Source organism: Gordonia sp. GN26, assembly GCF_054823965.1.
This window is the reverse complement of record NZ_JSYC01000139.1, coordinates 25,161-43,412: the sequence shown is the minus strand read 5'-3', so window position 1 is coordinate 43,412 and position 18,252 is coordinate 25,161. Positions and strand designations below refer to the sequence as shown.

6 protein-coding genes are annotated in these 18,252 nt (G+C 69.1%); 2 read left to right on the top strand and 4 right to left on the bottom strand.

What is annotated here, in order from left to right; genetic code table 11:
• Window positions 1-28: 28 nt before the first annotated feature.
• On the top strand, window positions 29-9,901 hold the full coding sequence (locus OK17_RS20400; RefSeq protein ID WP_461418555.1) for an amino acid adenylation domain-containing protein: 9,873 nt from the start codon (window positions 29-31) through the stop codon (window positions 9,899-9,901).
• Here the strand turns inward: OK17_RS20400 and OK17_RS20395 are convergent.
• The 4 genes from OK17_RS20395 to OK17_RS20380 all read right to left on the bottom strand — a co-directional run bounded on the left by OK17_RS20395 (window position 9,873) and on the right by OK17_RS20380 (window position 15,077).
• Window positions 9,873-12,248: a HelD family protein gene (locus OK17_RS20395; RefSeq protein ID WP_461418554.1), complete on the bottom strand. Its 2,376-nt coding sequence runs from the start codon at window positions 12,246-12,248 to the stop codon at window positions 9,873-9,875. The two genes, OK17_RS20400 and OK17_RS20395, sit on opposite strands and share 29 nt — an antisense overlap.
• On the bottom strand, window positions 12,245-12,901 hold the full coding sequence (locus tag OK17_RS20390; protein WP_232716223.1) for a hypothetical protein: 657 nt from the start codon (window positions 12,899-12,901) through the stop codon (window positions 12,245-12,247). The genes OK17_RS20395 and OK17_RS20390 overlap by 4 nt, the downstream gene beginning before the upstream one ends.
• A gap of 91 nt (window positions 12,902-12,992) precedes the next feature.
• A complete protein-coding gene (locus OK17_RS20385; RefSeq protein WP_461418553.1) occupies window positions 12,993-14,111 on the bottom strand; it encodes a DoxX family protein in 1,119 nt (372 codons plus the stop codon).
• 285 nt (window positions 14,112-14,396) lie between these two features.
• Complete coding sequence (locus OK17_RS20380) at window positions 14,397-15,077, bottom strand: MBL fold metallo-hydrolase (RefSeq protein ID WP_232716219.1); 681 nt, start codon at window positions 15,075-15,077, stop codon at window positions 14,397-14,399.
• 265 nt (window positions 15,078-15,342) lie between these two features.
• Here OK17_RS20380 and uvrA point away from each other — a divergent pair, with 265 nt between their 5' ends.
• Window positions 15,343-18,225, top strand: a complete 2,883-nt coding sequence (uvrA, locus tag OK17_RS20375) for an excinuclease ABC subunit UvrA (protein ID WP_461418551.1) — start codon at window positions 15,343-15,345, stop codon at window positions 18,223-18,225.
• Window positions 18,226-18,252: the final 27 nt, after the last annotated feature.

Genomic DNA, 18,252 nt, shown 5'->3' with positions numbered 1-18,252 from the left:
CGAGTCGGTCCTGCAGACCGCACCCGGCGTGACCCAGGTGGTGGCGTCCGTGATGGAGCTGCCCGCCGGCGAGCAGCTCGTCGCCCATCTGACCGGAACCGATGTCGATCTCGATGCCGTCCGGACCGTGGCCGAGAAACTGCCGGGCTACATGCGTCCGACGTCCTGGGTGATCCTCGACGAGATGCCGTCGAACACCGCGGGCAAGATCGATCGCAAGGCACTCCCGCTTCCGATGTACGCGGCCGACGAATACGTCGCCCCGTCGACACCCGCCGAGATCGCCGTCGCCGACGTCTTCGCCGATGTGCTCGGGGTCGACGAGGTCTCGGTCGGCACCAGCTTCTTCGACGCCGGCGGGAACTCGCTCGCAGCAACCCGTCTCGCGTCACGACTGGGACGAACGCTCGGCGTCCCGGTCACCGTGCGGGACGTCTTCGACGAGCCGACCGTTCGCGGCCTCGCCGCCCGCGTCGAACGTTCCGGCGCCGATCCCGCGGCGCTCGGCCCGGGGGTGGGCGAGAGGGCATTCCCGCCGCGTCCCGACGTCCTGCCGCTCTCCAGTGCACAACGACGCATGTGGTTCATCAACCAGTACGAACCCGACGTCGCGTCATACATCATCCCGTTCGGATTCCGTATCCGCGGACGGGTCGACGTCGACGACGTCCGGTCCGCGATCGGTGACGTGATCGCGCGGCATGAGATCCTTCGGACCACCTACCCCCTCGGGCCGGACGGCCGACCGCACCAGGTCATCGCCGACGACGTCGACTTCGATTGGCGGGTGGTCGATTCCGATGCCGAGGCGATGACCGTCACCGCGGTGCCGTACGACCTCACCCGGGACCTGCCGGTACGGGCTCGTCTGCACCGCGACCCGGCCGACGGTGCGCTGCTCGTCCTCGCGATTCACCACATCGCCGCGGACGGGGCGTCGGGGACTGTCCTGGCCCGGGACCTGCTCACCGCGTATGTCGCGCGACGTGACGGCGGGGCACCGGACTGGGCGCCCTTGCATCGCCAGTACGCCGACCATGTCCTGGAACTCCGGCAGGGAGACGAGACCGCGGCCACCCGACGCCAGTGGTGGGCGGACCGCCTCGCCGGTGCTCCGGCGCTCCTCGACCTCCCGACCACACACCCGCGACCGTCGACCCGCGACACTCGCGGTGCCACGGTCGACTTCACGATTCCGGGCCGCACCGCGTCGGCCGCCGCCGATCTCGCCCGTGCCACCGGGACCACGACGTTCATGGTGCTGCACGCCGCGCTCGCGGCGCTCCTGAGCCGCCTCTCCGGGAGTGGAGACATCGTGATCGGCACAGCGACCGCCGGCCGCGATGGCGAGACCGACGACCTGATCGGCATGTTCGTCAACACCGTCGCTCTGAGGAGCCGGGTCGTGGCGGACGGCGGGTTCGCGGACCTCCTCCACGAGATCCGCGACGGCGACCTCGACGCCCTCGCACATGCCGACGTCCCCTTCGACGAGGTGATCGACGCGCTCGGGATCACCCGGGCCGCCTCCTACGCACCGCTCGTCCAGGTCCTGCTGACGACCGCCGACACCGCCGACACCGCAACGCTGCCCGCGGAGTTGTCCACAGAGCTCGCCGGCCTCGACATCAGTCCGGTGGTCGTCGTGGACGACTCCGCCAAGTTCGACCTCACGGTCGCGGTGCGCACCGACGGGGCGGCGGGCGCACCCTGGCGCGGCACCCTCACCTACGCCGTCGACCTCTACGACGATGCCGACGCCCGGCGCCTGGCCGACCGCTTCGTCGGCCTCCTGGTCGGGGCGGTCGCCGACACCACCACGCCGGTCGGCGATCTCGAACTGCTCGCCGCCGACGAGGACACGGGACCGCTGGTCTCCGGTGACCCGGACCCGGGTGTCGTGACCCTTCCCGAACTGCTCGCCGCCGCCGTCCGATCGCGGGGCGACCACCCTGCCGTCATCGACGACCTCGGCGGCTGGACGTATGACGAGTTGGACAACGCGAGTTCTCATCTCGCCGCCGAACTCGTCGAACAGCGCGTCGGTCCGGACGACGTCGTCGTGTGCGCCTTCCGGCGGTCGGCACGGGCACAACTCGCACTGTGGGCGGTCGCCAAGGCCGGCGCGGTGTACTGCCCGGTCGATCCCCGCCATCCCGCGGATCGCATCGCCGGCGTGGTGGGAGCCGCGCGCGCCGAGGTTGCGCTCACAGACGGCTCGGTGCCGACGTCGACCGGGGAGTTGCAGTGGATCCTTCTCGACGCCGACCGGGCCGCCGAACTGAGGTCACGAGAGCCCCGGTCGGCTCCCGCGATGCGGCGCCCCGTGTACCCCGACGACGGCGCCTACATGATCTTCACCTCCGGTTCGACCGGAATGCCCAAGGGTGTGCTCGTCACCCACCGGGGCCTGTCAGGAGTGGCCGCGGTGCTGCGCGACCGTCACGGATCAGGGCCGCAGGCCCGATGGCTGGGTATCAGCTCACCGGCCTTCGACGCCTCGATCCTCGAGGTCCTCGGCGCCTACGGCAGCGCGGCCACGCTCGTCGTCGTCCCGCCGGAGATCTACGGTGGACGCGAACTGGCGGACTTCGTCACGACGCATCGGACGACACACGCGTTCCTGGTGACCTCGGTGGCCGCCTCACTTCCCGACCCCGCGTCGTTGCCGTTCACCAACGTGCTCGTCGGCGGCGAAGCCGTCCCCGATGCCGAGAAGGACCGTTGGGCCGCGCACACCGCCTTCCACAACGGTTACGGACCCACCGAGACGACGATCGTCGGCGTCACCTCACCGGCGATCGGCCTCGACGAACCGGTCCGGTTGGGACGTCCCGTGCCCGGCACCACCGCGCACGTGCTCGACGCCCGACTCCATCCGGTGCCACCCGGCGTCGTCGGAGAGCTGTATCTCGCCGGCGGGGAGCTCGCCCGCGGTTACCACGACCGTCCGGCCCTCACAGCCGAGCGTTTCGTGCCTGCCCCGTTCGGCTCACCGGGCAGCCGCATGTACCGCACCGGCGACCTCGTCCGGCGGTCGCGCACCGGCGAACTGACCTATGTGGGGCGCAGCGATTTCCAGGTGAAGCTGCGTGGCCAGCGTCTCGAACTCGGTGAGATCGAAGCGACCCTGACCGCTCACCCGGCCGTGCGCAACGCGGTCGTCATCGGCGTGGGCGACCCCGTCTCGGAGCTCGCCGGGTACGTCGAACCCCTCGATCCGAACACAGAGCTCGACACCGCAGACCTTCGCGAACATCTCGCCGGGCAGCTACCGCCGTACATGGTTCCCGCGCGCCTCTCTGTCCTGGAACGGCTCCCGCGCAATCCGGTCGGCAAGATCGACCGCAGGCAGTTGCCGGAGATCGACACCGCCGACGCGACCGACACCCACACACCGCCGTCGGGTCACACCGAACGAATCCTCGCCGCGGTCGTCGCCGACATCCTCGACCTCGAGAAGGTCTCGGCCACCGCAGACTTTTTCGCCATCGGCGGGAACTCGCTGTCCGCGACCCGACTGAGCGCCCGTGCCGGGGACCAGTTCGGCGTCCGCCTGGGCGTCCGCGACGTCTTCGAGTCGCCGACCGTGCGCGGGCTCGCGCGGCGCATCGAGACCGCCTTCGACTCGGAGCCGCCGCAGGCGCCACTGGTGCGCGTCGTCGACCGCCCGGACCGGATTCCGTTGTCGTATGCGCAGCAACGCATCTGGTTCCTCAACCGGTTCGAACCGGAGTCGGCTGCCTACACCATCCCGTTGGCCGTACGACTGCGCGGTTCGCTCGATCGGTCGGCGCTGCGTGAGGCCGTCACCGATGTGCTCGCGCGGCACGAGATCCTGCGCACCGTTTTCCCGGCCGACGCGGGTGAACCCTTCCAGCGAGTCCTCGACATCGACGAAGCCCGAGCAGCACTGCGGTGGGAAACCGACACGCTGCCCGCCGATCCGTTCGCCGCCGACGACCTGTCCGTGCTCCTCGGGCCGCCCGGGTTCGACATCACCACCGAGATCCCGCTGCGCGTACGGCTCCTGGAAGTGGGAGGAGACCGCACGGACGGTGACGATCACCTCCTCGTCGTACTTCTCCATCACATCGCTGCCGACGGCGAGTCGATGCGACCGTTGCTGTCCGACCTGTGGACGGCCTACCTCGCGCGTGCCGAGGGACGGCCACCGGCGTTCACCGAACTACCGGTCCAGTTCGCCGATCACGCACTGTGGCAACGGCAGACCCTCGGCGATGTCGACGCCCCGGAGTCGGTGCTCGGCAAGCAGGTCGGGTACTGGGTCAACCGGTTGTCCGACCTGCCCGACCTCCTGCCGTTGCCGACAGATCGCCCGCGGCCGCCGGTCGCGTCTCAGCGTGGTGGCCGTGTCACCGCGGAGATCCCGGCCGACCTGGCCGCCCGGATCTCCGCGGTGTCCCGGGATCGCGGGATCACCGACTTCATGACGATTCACGCGGCCCTCGCGATCCTCCTGGCCCGCCTGTCGGCGAGCCGCGACATCGCGATCAGCACGCCGGTCGCCGGACGTGGCCACGCTCATCTCGACGACCTGGTCGGCATGTTCGTCAACACCCTGGTCCTGCGCAGTGAGGTCGACCCGTCGATCGGTGTCCGCGACTTCCTCGACCGCGTCCGCGTCGACGACGTCAACGCGCTCGCCCGCGCGGATGTCCCGTTCGACTATCTCGTGGACCGGTTGTCCCCGGCGCGATCCGAGGCCTTCGCCCCGCTGAGCCAGGTGATGCTGTCGGTGCTGCACGCCGAGGGCTCTGCTGAGACCGCCGACGCAGCCGAGGCCGCCGGCGGACTCCGTCTGGAACCTCTCGCGGTGTCCACCGGGACCACTCAGCTCGACATGACGGTCGCGGTCAGCGTGAACCCGCAGGGTGCGTGGCCGGTCGAGATCGTCTACGCGACAGATCTGTTCGACGCGTCGACCATCGAGGTGATGATCACGCGGCTGATCCGTGTGCTCGACGCTCTCACCGGCACGGAGATCGACGGCCGGTCGGTGGGCGAGATCGATCTGACCGACGACGCCGAGCGGGCCCGGATCGCCGAACTGGTCTCCGGGCCGGACCTGTCCGTGCCCTGGTCGACGGTCTCCGAGGCGGTCGACGCCGCTGCCCAGAGCGCACCCGGCGCGATAGCTCTGGTGGCGGGGGATCGGACGCTGACCTACGCGGAGTTCACCACCCGGGTGTCCGATCTCGCACAGCGGCTCTCGGACCAGGGCGTGGGACCGGATGTTGCCGTGGGCGTGTGTATCCCGCGTTCGGTCGAGCTCGTCCTGGCGATCCACGCCGTGGTCGCCGCCGGTGGCGCCTACGCGGTCATCGACCCGGCAACGCCGCCGGAGCGACTCGCGGCGATGATCGACGCGGCGTCGATCTCGGCGATCCTGGCCGCCGACCCCCGGCCCGAGGTCCTCGTCGGCGTCAGACCGGAGGTCCTGGTGGTCGACGCCGACACCCCGGTTGCCGACGACCACGCCGCGGCGGTGTCCCGCACCGCATTCCGTCGGGTGGTCGACCCCGACAACGCGCTGTACACACTGTTCACCTCGGGATCGACGGGAACACCCAAGGGCGTCACGGTCAGTCACCGAGCAGTCCTGAACCGTCTCGCCTGGATGCACATCCGGGAACCGCTGAGCACCGACGACGTCGTGATGCTGAAGACCCCGGCCACCTTCGACGTGTCGGTGCCGGAGCTGTTCGCGCCACTGATGGCCGGTGCCCGGCTGGTGATCGCCGAGGACGGCCGCCACATCGACCCGGCCTACGTCCTCGACGAGATCCGACGCCGGGGGATCACGTCGATCCACTTCGTGCCGTCGATGATGGCGGCGTTCGCCGAGTACATCGGCGACGACCCCGAGCGGCGCGCGGCCCTGGCGACGTTGCGACGCATCCACGCCTCCGGCGAGGCGCTTCCCGCCGCGACCGCGCACGCGCTGGGTGCGCTCGTCCCGGACGCGGACATGGACAACCTGTACGGGCCCACGGAGGCCGCCGTCGAGGTCACCGCTCACCGCCTCGGTACCGACGAGGTGACCGTGCCGATCGGCCGGCCGATCGCGAACACCACGACCTGGGTCCTCGACGACCGGCTGCAACCCGCGCCGGTCGGGGTCGTCGGCGAACTCTATGTCGGCGGCGGGCAGCTGGCCCGCGGGTACGCCTCCCGACCGGATCTCACCGCCGAACGCTTCGTCGCCGACCCCACCGGGCGTCCGGGCGCCCGCCTGTACCGGACCGGTGACCTGGTCCGATGGAACGCGGAAGGCGAACTCGAATACCTCGGACGCGCCGACTTCCAGGTGAAACTCCGCGGACAGCGCATCGAGCTGGGGGAGATCGAATCGATCCTCGCGCGAATCGACGGCATCACCCACGCCGCGGCGACCGTCCGGAGCGGACCGACCGGCGAGGTCCTGGTCGGCTACCTGGCCGGCGACGTCGACCTCGACGCGGTGCGGGCGCGCGTGGCCGAGACCCTGCCGCAGTACATGCGACCGACGCAGTGGGTGATCCTCGACGACGTTCCGCTGACCGCCACCGGCAAGCTCGACCGGCGTGCGCTGCCCGCGCCGACCGCGGTGTCGGCCGAGTTCGTCCCGCCCGCCGACGGAATCGAGCGAGCCCTGGCGGCGGTCTTCGCCGACGTCCTGGCCCTCGACGAGGTCTCGGTGACGGTGCCGTTCTTCGACCTCGGCGGGCACTCGCTCGCCGCGATGCGTGTGGTGGCCGGCGTCGCCGAACGTCTCGGGGCGGACATCGACATCCGCGACATCTTCCGCGCTCCGACCGTAAGAGAGCTCGCGCGTACGCTGACCCGGCGGCGACTGTCGGCGCAGCCGTTGAGTCGTCGCCGGCGCCCGGAGCGGGTTCCGTTGTCGTATGCGCAGCAACGCATCTGGTTCATCAACCAGTTCGATGTGGCGTCGCCGGTGTACAACATGCCCGTCGCCTTCGATGTACTCGGCGACCCAGACCTCGCCGCGTTGCGCGAGGCCTTGCTCGACGTCATCGCCCGACACGAACCGCTGCGCACCGTCTTCCCGATGGCGGACGATGGGACACCGGTACAGCTCGTGCTCGACACGAGTGACGCGGCAACCCGCTTGCGCTGGAACGTGACAGCCGATCTCGACGCCGCGATGGCCGTCTGCGCCGAGGGATTCGACGTCACCGTCGACCTCCCGGTGCGGGTCGCGATCGCGCCCATCGACGGCGGATACCGCGTCGTCGTGGTGATCCACCACATCGCCGGTGATGCCGCATCCCTGCAGATCCTGACCGGGGAACTGCTGGTCGCGTACCAGGTGCGAGCGTCGGGAACGAATCTGCCCGCACCGGAGCCGCTGGCGGTGGGTTACGTCGACCACACGCTCTGGCAGCGTGAGACTCTGGGTGACCTCGACGACCCGACCTCGCTGATGACTGCCCAGTTCGACTACTGGTCGACGGCGCTCGACGGCATCCCCGCGGCGCTCGACCTTCCGACGGACCGGCCGCGACCGCCGGTGATCGATCACCGGGGCGGACGACTGCCGATCGAACTCGGGCCCGAACGCAGCGCCGCGGTCGCCCGTACCGCCCGGGCGCACGGGCTGACCCCGTTCATGGTGTGCCACGCCGCCTTCGCCGCGGCGCTCGCCAGACTCGCCGATGTCGACGACGTGAGTATCGGGGCCGCGGTGTCGGGTCGTGGGCAGGCCGCGACGACGCGCATGATCGGCATGTTCATCAACACCGTCGTCCTGCGCACGAGGGTCGGAACCGATGACACCGTCGCCGATCTGCTCGATCAGGTACGCGACACCGATGCGGCGGCCTTCGCCCACGCGGACATCCCGTTCGAGACGCTCGTCGAGCGCCTCACGCCCGTCCGGTCCACCGCGCACGCCCCGCTCGTCCAGGTCATGATCAACTACCTGGCCGACACCTCTGCCGGACACACCGACCGGTTTGCGGTGCCGTCGGAGATCGCCGACGGTCTCCGCGCGCAGCCCGTCGACCCCGGACCCCCGCCGGCCAAGGTGGACCTCACACTGGGGCTCGCGGAGACCACGACCCGCGACGGGATGGTGATCACCGGCGAGATCGACTACGCAGCAGCGCTCTTCGAGCCGGCGACGGTCGCGGTGTTCCGCGATGTCTTCGAGCGGATCATCGATGCGATCACGACGGACGAACCGGCCACCACCCTGCTGGGTGAGATCGAGTTGGTGACCGAGGACGATCGTCGTCGACTCAGTACCGAGGGTGCGCCGGGTGCGGTCGTCGTCGACACCGCCGGGCGGGCGTTGCCGGCCCGAATCCCCGGCGAACTGCGCCACGACGGCCAGTCGACGGGTGTGCTCGCACGGTGGCTGGATGACGGCGCGAAACCGGGGATCGAGGTCCTCGGCCGGCTCGACCGTCAGGTCCGGCTACGCGGGCTGCGCGTCGATCTCGACCTGGTCGAGACGGCCCTCGCCGAACTCGACGGTGTGCGAGCGAGCGGTGTCGTCGCTGTCCCGAGCGACGACGGTGTCGAGATCCATGGATGGGTGAGCGCCGACCACGAAGGCATCACCACCGACACCATCACCGCTGATGATCTACGTCGCGCTGCCGTCGAAGTCATCGCACCGCACTGTGTCCCGTCGGTCCTGACCATCGTCGGCGAGATCCCCGTCGGGGACGACGGACGACCCGACCACGCGCAGATGTCGGCGGTGATTCGGGAGACCGCTCACAACGCACACGCCGCGGAGCAGCCGGTGGCGCCGGCCGGGGAGTGGGAGGAGCTCGTCGCCGAGTGCATGTCCACGGTCACCGGGGTCGCGGTCACGAGCGCGGCCCAGGGATTCTTCGACGTCGGTGGGACGTCACTGTCCGCGGTCCGTCTCGTCGCCGAACTCCGTCGCCGTACGGGCATCCCGGTCGAGGTCGCCTGGGTGTTCGCCGGACCCACCCCTCGCGACCTCGGCGCTCGGTTGGCCGCACACCTCGAACCGGAATCCGCCGAAACAGTCGCGGCCGACCCGAAGAACGGCGGCGTCGTCGTACCGCTGCGCCGTGAGGGCTCACGGAACCCGGTGTTCTGTGTGCATCCCGCCGACGGACTGGCGTGGCTGTTCGGCGGTCTCGCACCCCATCTCGACGACCGGCCGGTGTACGGACTCCAGGATCCGTATGTGGTGGCCGGCGATCTCCCCGACGCCACGGTGCACGATCTCGCCGTTCGCTACGTCGACGAGATCCGACGCATCGCCCCCGAGGGGCCGTACCACCTGCTGGGGTGGTCGATCGGTGGCCTGATCGCGCAGGAGATGGCCGTCGAACTGCGGTTGCGCGGCGAGGACGTCGGATTCCTGGGGCTGCTCGACAGCTACCCGGCCGACGACGTAGAGCTGGCGACGAGTTGGACGGACGAGGGGGAGATGTCGGTGGACATCGACGCCCGAGAGCTGGCCTCGGAGTTGCTCGGCGGTTGGCGTGAGGTCATCGACGTCGACGAGCTCGTCGACCCCGACGACGCGGGATCGGTTGCGCCGGAGACGATCGCCGTCGCGATCCGGGACAAGGTCACCGGACTCGGATTGCTCGATGCGGAGTCCTTCGACCGGATGCTGACGCGCATGACGAGTTCTGCCGAGCGCACGATCTCGCACCGGCCGCGACCGTACGACGGCGACACCATGCTCATCGTCGCCGCCGACAGCGACACCGAGGGCTCGGCGGACGCGGGCCCGAACCGCTGGGCGCCCTACCTGGGCGGTGGCGTCACGCGGATCGACATCGACACCGACCATCTCGGCATCGTCGGCAGCGACGCCCTGTCGGAGTTCGGACCGCGGATCGACGCAGCGATCAGCGACGCGGAGTCGCGGCGTCGGTGACGGCAGGCAGATCCGCCAGCACCGCGGGCAGCGGCTCGTCGTGCACGACCACCAGACGCTGAGTGGCACGGGTCAGTGCGACGTACAGGTCGCTGAGACCGCGCGGTGACTGGGCGATGATCGTTGCCGGCTCGACCACGATCGTGGTGTCGAACTCGAGCCCCTTGCAGGTCCGGACCGTGTAGACCTTCGGCGCCTCCACACCCTTCGCATCGAACGCGTCCGGGTCCAGAGCGGCGGCCACCACATCGACCAGCGTGTCGGGGACGACGACGGCCGTGAGTCCGTCGGGTTCGGCGAGATCGACGGCGTGGAGTACTCCGGCCGCGATGCCATCCGCGTCACCGGTGTCGTCCACCGGGATAGCCACCGGCTCGATACCGTTGCTGCGCAACGAGGTCGGCGCGGTCTCGCCGTTGCCGATCTCGTCGAGGACACGGGCGGCATAGGTCATGATCTCGCTGGGCGTGCGGTAGTTCACCGATAGTTCCTTGAACTGCCATCGCTTCGCGACGTACGGCTCGAGGACCTCACCCCACGACCGGGTACCCGCCTCGTCGGATGTCTGGGCGGTGTCACCGATGATGGTCATCCACCGGTTCGGGATGCGGCGCATCACCATCCGCCATGCCATCGGCGAGAGCTCCTGCGCCTCGTCGACGATCACATGACCGAAGGTCCAGGTGCGGTCGCCGTAGGCGCGCTCGGCGGTGGTGGCGCGTCGGGTCTCGGTCTGTCGCGACGCCAGTTGTTCGGCGTCGATCAGGTCGTAGGCCATCAGGATCTCGGGATCGAGCTCGTCCTCGAGATCCTGTGGGGCCGACCCGGTGAGGATGTCGAGAGCATCCTGCGCCTCGGCGAGCTGGCGCCGCCAGCGTGCACGTTCGGCGCGTTCGGCGTCGTCGGTGCCGTATCCGATGAGTTCGGCCAGCTCGTCCAGTAGCGGAACGTCGGCGGGGGAGAAGTCCTCCCCGGTGGTGGAGAAGGTGCGCGGTTTCCGCAGCAGCGCTGCCCGGTCGTCGTCCGACCAGCCGGGCGTGGCCCTACGGATGGCGCGTTCGTCGGTCAGCAACTCGCGCAGCATGTCCTGCGGCGTCAGGGTCGGCCAGAACTTCAGCAGCGCGGCACGGATGTCGGGGTCCTGGCTCATGTCGTCGCGGATGTCGGCGATGTCGGCAGGGCTCAGCAACTGCGAACCGTCGAGCAGACTGGAACCGATGGTCGAGGCATGGCGCCGGGCGAGTTCGGCGAGACCGGCCTTGAGGAAGGCGTTCTGCGACTGGTTGTGGGCACGCCGTGTCGAACGGGCCTTGGCCCGTGCGGCTTTGACCAGTTCGGAGTCGATCTCGACCCGGTAGCTGTCGAAATCGACCGGCTCCGGCCGGGACGGCAGGGACTGCTTGGCCCGCACCGCACGTTTGAGGACGTCGACCATCCGCAGGGCGCCCTTCACCCCGGTGGTGACACGCGGGTCCTCACTGCGGGCCCGGACGCCGGGGAACAGGTCGCCGATCGTCGAGAGAAGTACGCCGGACTCACCGAGCGACGGCAGGACCTGACCGATGTAGCTGAGGAAGTCGTCGTTGGGTCCGATGATGAGAATGCCGCTGCGCGAGAGAATCTCGCGATGTGTGTAGAGCAGGTAGGCGGCGCGGTGCAGCGCGACGGCCGTCTTGCCGGTGCCCGGCCCGCCCTGGATGACCGTCACACCCCGGTGCGTCGACCGGATGATGAGGTCCTGCTCCCGCTGGATGGTCTCGACGATGTCGGTCATCTCGCCGGTCCGCGCCGCGTTCAGCGCGGCGACGAGGGCGGATTCGTTGACGACGTCGCCGTGGCCGAAGTCGTCGAGGAGGGCATCGCCGGCGGTCAGCGATTCGTCACTGACCCCCCGGACCTTGCGACTGCGGGTCCGGATGTGGCGACGGCGGGCGACCTCCTCGGGCGCCGCCGGGGTGGCGAGGTAGAAGGGACGCGCGAGCGGTGCACGCCAGTCGAGCAGCAGCGTTGCGTCGGTCGCGGTGTGGTCGTGCGTACCGTCGTCACCGAGGCCGTCGTCGAGGACGCCGATTCGCCCGATCCGCCGGATCTCACCGTCGTCGAGGTCGAGGCGGCCGAAGTACAGATTGTGTTCGGCGGCATCGAATTTCGCGAGATCCTCGTTGTACATCCGTTCGTAGGACTCGCGCTCAGAGAGTGCTTGCGGGGTCCCACCGCGCTCGCTCAGGGTCGAGGACAGGCGGCGCTGTGTGGTCTGGCGCATCCGGTCGAGACGACCGTAGACGCGGTCGAGGTGTTCCTGTTCCTCGCTGATCCGAGGGTCGGTGTCGGGGGACAGTGCGGTCACTGCACAACTCCTCGCGCGTCGACGGGCCACGCCGTCCATGACAGTCGGGCATCCCTGATCTGCCCCGTCATCCGGGTCGCGTGATCGCCGGTCGCCAGTCGTGCGCAGACCTCGGCCGCCGTGCCTCGCAGGGCAGGGTCGTCGAGATGCCGCTGCAGCCAGCCGAACACGCCGGCCTGGGTGCCGAACGGCAGCGGCGTGTGGGTCGCGGGGTCGGCGAGGACTCCGTGACGCGACACGTAGATGTCGAACTCGTCCGGAGTGGCGGGAGCGTCGGCGGGCAGCCGAGGGTCACCGAGAATCAGGGGATGGTCGTGCGTGTTCACTGTCCGTCGATCGTAGTTGGGTTCGGTGAGGTCCAGCGCCTCGGTCTGCGGGGGTGAGAGCCAGGCGGCCACCGTCTCCACGGTGCCGTGACCTGCGCGGACGGGTGCCGCGGGAACGTATCCGCGAACCGCGACGTGGGCGGAATGACCGACTGTGATGTTGGCGACCCGTACCCGCGTCAGGTGCAGGACGCCGGTGGGGTCGAGGTGGCCGAGCTTGCGGCGCAACACGCTCGGCGCCGCGTTCGAGCCGACCGCCACCACCAGGCGCGTACCGGGTGGGGGAGCAGACTGTGGGTCCCGCTCGACCACAACGGACGCGGACACCCAGGGGTAGTTCTCTGGTGGGTGTGCCGCGTCCGTGTGGTTGTCGGTGGTGCTCAGCGTCGTCCTCGCATCGGGCTACCGGGCAGGACGGTCAGCCGCGCGCCTTGCGCCAACGCTTGCGACCCTCGTCTGCGGTGTGCGCCGCGGTCTCCTCGGCGGCGGCCGCGAGATGCCGGGCGGACTCGGCGAGCTCGGCCGACCGGGCGCGTGCGAGTTCGGCGAACTCGGTCGAGCGATCCCGGGCGATGTCGGCGAACTCGGCAGAACGGTCGCGGGCGACGTCGGCGAACTTCGGAGCGTTCTTCGCGGCCTGCTTCTTGGCCTTCTTCGCGCGCTTCTGCGCCTGCTTGGCCAGCTTCGGTCCGCGCTTGCGTGCGGTCTCGGCCAGTTCCGACGAGCGATCGAGCGCGGCGTCGGCCAAGTTCGACGAACGCACGATGGCGGCGTCGGCCAGAACGGGGGCGCGGTCGCGCAGACGGTCGGCGACCTCGGCCGCGGTGTCGGCGGCCCGCTCCGCGATCTCGAGCGAACGCTTCTGCGCGGACTCGGCCAGTTCGGGGGCGTGCTCGCGGAACTTGGCGGCGGCCTCGGAGGTCCATTCCGCGGAACGCTCGGACAGCACGTGGGCGCCCTTGCTCAGCAGGTCGCCGGCCTCGGCCGACCGCTCGCCGACGATCTCGGCGCCCTCATGGCCGCGCTCGACGAGGGTGTCCCAGGTCGAGTGGCCGGCAGCGGCACCGATCGGGAGTGCTGCGGCGACGGCACTGGCCTTCTGCTTGCCGCGCCACGCGAGCGACGGCTTGCCCTCGGTGTCCACCGCGGCCAGCAGCACGCCGCCGAGCAGGCCGACGTTCTTGATGAACGCGTCGCGCTGGGCTTCCTTGCGGACCGGGTCGGCCTCGTTCCAGAAGTCCGTGCCGGCGGCCGTCGTCGGGATCAGGGTTCCGGCCAGGACCACCGAGGCGAGGCGCGGGAACTTGCCGGTCGCCAGCAGGATGCCGCCGCCGATCTGCGCCGCGGCGTTGATCTGGACCAGCGTCTCGGTGTTCTCCGGGACCTTGTCCGCGACCTCCTGGGGCAGAGCGGTGCGCGCCTTGTCGACGAGCGGCGCCGCGGACTGCGCGATCGGTTTCGGGCTCCGGATGGCGTCGACGCCACTGGCGACGAACGCAGATGCGAGGAGCGGGCGGGCGATACGGCGGAGAATCATCGGTCACAACCTTCTTCGATCGAGTGCGGTTCGAGATCCGTCGGGGTACAGCGCATTTCTGGCCTGATCAACGCTACCCGCCCTTCGGATACATGCAGGTGAATCGACTCTTCGTGATCCGTTCGGGAACTTCGGGGAGCACCGAGGTCACGATCGGGAGAGCGTTTCGGATGTCAGGTATCCGGAGAGGCCCATGCCCAAACCTGAAGCAAACCCACCCCTTTTCCGTGAACCCACCCCGTCATGAGGGGCGCGTCTACGGAAAAAGGGTGGGTTTGTGGGGTGTCACCAGCCGCGTTCGCGCCACTCCTGCAGCGACGGACGCTCGGCGCCGAGGGTGGTGTCCTTCCCGTGGCCGGGGTAGACGACGGTCGAGTCGCCGAAGCGGTCGAACAGCTTCGTCGAGACGTCCTCGATGAGGGTGTCGAAGTCCTCGGACTTCCAGGTCTTGCCGATGCCGCCGGGGAACAGGCAGTCGCCGGTGAACAGATGGACGGTGTCGCCGTCGGTGAGGGCCAGGGCGATGGAGCCCGGGGTGTGGCCGACGAGGTGGATCGCCTCGAAGCGGAGGTCGCCGACCTCGATCACGTCGCCGTCGTCGACGAGACGATCCGGGGCGACCGGCAACTCAGGGGCGTCGAACCGGCCGGCAGCGGTCGGGACGCCGGTGTGCTCGGCAACAGCGGCGAGGGCTTGCACGTGGTCGAAGTGCTGGTGGGTGGTGAAGATCAGTGCGGGCTTCCCGCCGATGGCGTCGAGGGTGGCGATGATCGTGTCTGCGTCGTTCGCGGCGTCGATGATCAGCTGGTCGCCGGTGGCCTTCGAGGTCACCACGTACACGTTGTTGTCCATCGACCCGACGGACAGTTTGACGATGGTGGCCGAGTCCAGGGTGCGTCGCTGCGGGGTCTTCGACTCGGAGAGATCGCCGGTGTAGGAGTCGCTGATCGGTGTCGCTGAAGTCATGGGACAAGGCTATGACACCGCTTGTCCGGTGTGTGACGCTCGCGACGGTCGGGCGTGGCCGGGGCGCGGGTATCGTGGACTATCGGTCCGATGGTGTATGCGCGGATGGCGAGACCGATCGTCCGGCCCGCGGGCCTCGAATCCCATCCGGGCCGACGCATGCGGAACAGAATTGTCGGTGCCCGTCGTTACGGTGCCCATGCGCCACCCGTGCGCCCCGGTGAGTTTGAGAAGACTCTGACTTGAAAAGAATGTTAGGACTGCAGTGGTTGATCGTCTGATCGTCCGAGGTGCCCGCGAACACAATCTTCGCGGCATCGATGTCGACCTCCCCCGGGACAGCCTCATCGTGTTCACCGGGTTGTCGGGGTCGGGCAAGTCGTCCCTCGCCTTCGACACGATCTTCGCCGAGGGCCAGCGTCGCTACGTCGAGTCGCTCTCGGCCTACGCCCGGCAGTTCCTCGGTCAGATGGACAAGCCCGACGTCGACTTCATCGAAGGTCTGTCGCCGGCGGTGTCCATCGACCAGAAGTCGACCAACCGCAACCCGCGGTCGACGGTCGGCACCATCACCGAGGTCTACGACTACCTACGTCTGCTGTATGCCCGCGCAGGTAAGGCGCACTGTCCGATCTGTGGCGAGGCGATCGCCAAGCAGACGCCGCAGCAGATCGTCGACCAGGTGCTCGCCATGGAGGAGGGCACCCGCTTCCAGGTCCTCGCGCCCGTGGTCCGAACCCGCAAGGGCGAGTTCGTCGACCTCTTCGCCGAACTCCAGACCCAGGGCTTCTCGCGCGCCCGCATCGACGGCGTCGTCCACCAGCTGACCGACCCGCCGAAGCTGAAGAAACAGGAGAAGCACGACATCGAGGTCGTCGTCGACCGCCTCGTCGTCAAGGCCGGCGCCAAGCAGCGTCTCACCGATTCGGTGGAGACCGGGCTGCGGCTCGCCGACGGCATCATCGTGCTCGACTTCGTCGACCTCGAAGAGGACGACCCGAACCGCGAGCGTCGGTTCTCCGAGAAGATGGCGTGCCCCAACGCCCACCCGATCGCGATCGACGACCTCGAGCCGCGCTCGTTTTCGTTCAACTCGCCCTACGGCGCCTGCCCCGAGTGCGACGGCCTCGGCATCCGCAAGGAGGTCGACGAGGAACTCGTCGTGCCCGACCCGGAGATGAGCCTCGCCGAGGGTGCGATCGCGCCGTGGTCGACCGGCCACAACGCAGACTACTTCCTGCGCCTGATGTCGGGTCTGGCCGACCAGATGGGCTTCGACATCAACACCCCGTGGAAGAAGCTTCCGGTCAAGGCTCGTCGAGCGTTGCTCAACGGCAGCGACCACCAGGTGCACGTGAAGTTCCGCAACCGCTACGGACGAACCCGCTCGTACTACACCGAGTTCGAGGGCGTCATGTCGTTCCTCGCCCGGCGGATGGACCAGACGGAGTCCGAGCAGATGAAGGAACGCTACGAGGGGTACATGCGCGACGTGCCGTGCCCCGCCTGCCAGGGTGCGCGTCTGCGTCCGGAGATCCTCGCGGTCACCCTCGACCATCCCGAGTACGGCCCGAAGTCGATCGCCGAGGTCTGTGCGCTGTCGGTCGCCGACTGCGCGAACTTCCTCGACAACCTCCACCTCGACGAGCGTCAGGCCGCGATCGCCGGCCGCGTGCTCAAAGAGGTCCAGGCACGCATCCGCTTCCTGCTCGACGTCGGACTGGAGTACCTGTCGCTGTCGCGTGCGGCCGGATCGCTGTCGGGTGGCGAGGCCCAGCGCATCCGTCTCGCGACGCAGATCGGCTCCGGACTCGCGGGTGTCCTCTACGTCCTCGACGAGCCGTCGATCGGTCTGCATCAGCGCGACAACCGTCGACTGATCGAGACCCTCACCCGACTCCGCGACCTGGGCAACACGCTGATCGTCGTCGAGCACGACGAGGACACCATCCGGTCCGCCGACTGGATCGTCGACATCGGTCCCCGGGCCGGTGAGCACGGCGGTCACGTCGTGCACAGCGGCAGCTACAAGGACCTGCTGAAGAACCGTCAGTCGCTGACCGGTGCATACCTCTCGGGCCGGGATTCACTCCCGATCCCGGAGATCCGCCGGCCGATCGACCGCAAGCGTCAGCTGACCGTCGTCGGTGCGCGTGAGCACAACCTGCGCGGGATCGAGGTGTCGTTCCCGCTCGGCGTGATGACGGCGGTGACCGGTGTGTCCGGCTCCGGCAAGTCGACGCTGGTCAACGACATCCTCGCGACAGTGCTCGCCAACAAGCTCAACGGCGCACGTCAGGTGCCCGGCCGCCACACTCGGATCAAGGGACTCGACAACCTCGACAAGCTCGTCCAGGTCGACCAGTCGCCGATCGGACGCACCCCGCGCTCCAACCCGGCGACCTACACCGGCGTCTTCGACAAGATCCGCACCCTGTTCGCGGCGACCACCGAGGCCAAGGTGCGCGGCTACCAGCCGGGCCGGTTCTCGTTCAACGTCAAGGGCGGCCGATGTGAGGCCTGCACCGGCGAGGGCACGATCAAGATCGAGATGAACTTCCTGCCGGACGTCTACGTCCCGTGCGAGGTGTGCCACGGTGCCCGCTACAACCGCGAGACCCTCGAGGTCCACTACAAGGGCAAGACCATCGCCGAGGTTCTCGACATGCCGATCGAGGAGGCCGCCGACTTCTTCGAGCCGGTCACCTCGATCCATCGCTACCTCAAGACCCTCAACGACGTCGGTCTCGGTTACGTCCGCCTCGGACAGCCGGCCCCGACCCTGTCGGGTGGCGAGGCGCAGCGCGTGAAGCTGGCGTCGGAGCTGCAGAAGCGGTCGGTGGGTCGCACCGTCTACATCCTCGACGAGCCGACCACCGGCCTGCACTTCGAGGACATCAAGAAGCTCCTCGCGGTGATCAACGGCCTCGTCGACAAGGGCAACACGGTCATCACCATCGAGCACAACCTCGACGTCATCAAGACTGCCGACTGGGTCATCGACATGGGACCCGAGGGTGGCAGCGGCGGCGGCACGGTCGTCGCCGAGGGCACCCCCGAGGACATCGCGGTCGCCCCGGGCAGCCACACCGGCAAGTTCCTCGCCGAGATCCTCGAGGTCGACGAGACGGTCGCCTCGGCCGGCTGACAGCCACAGCAGAATCGCCACTTCCGT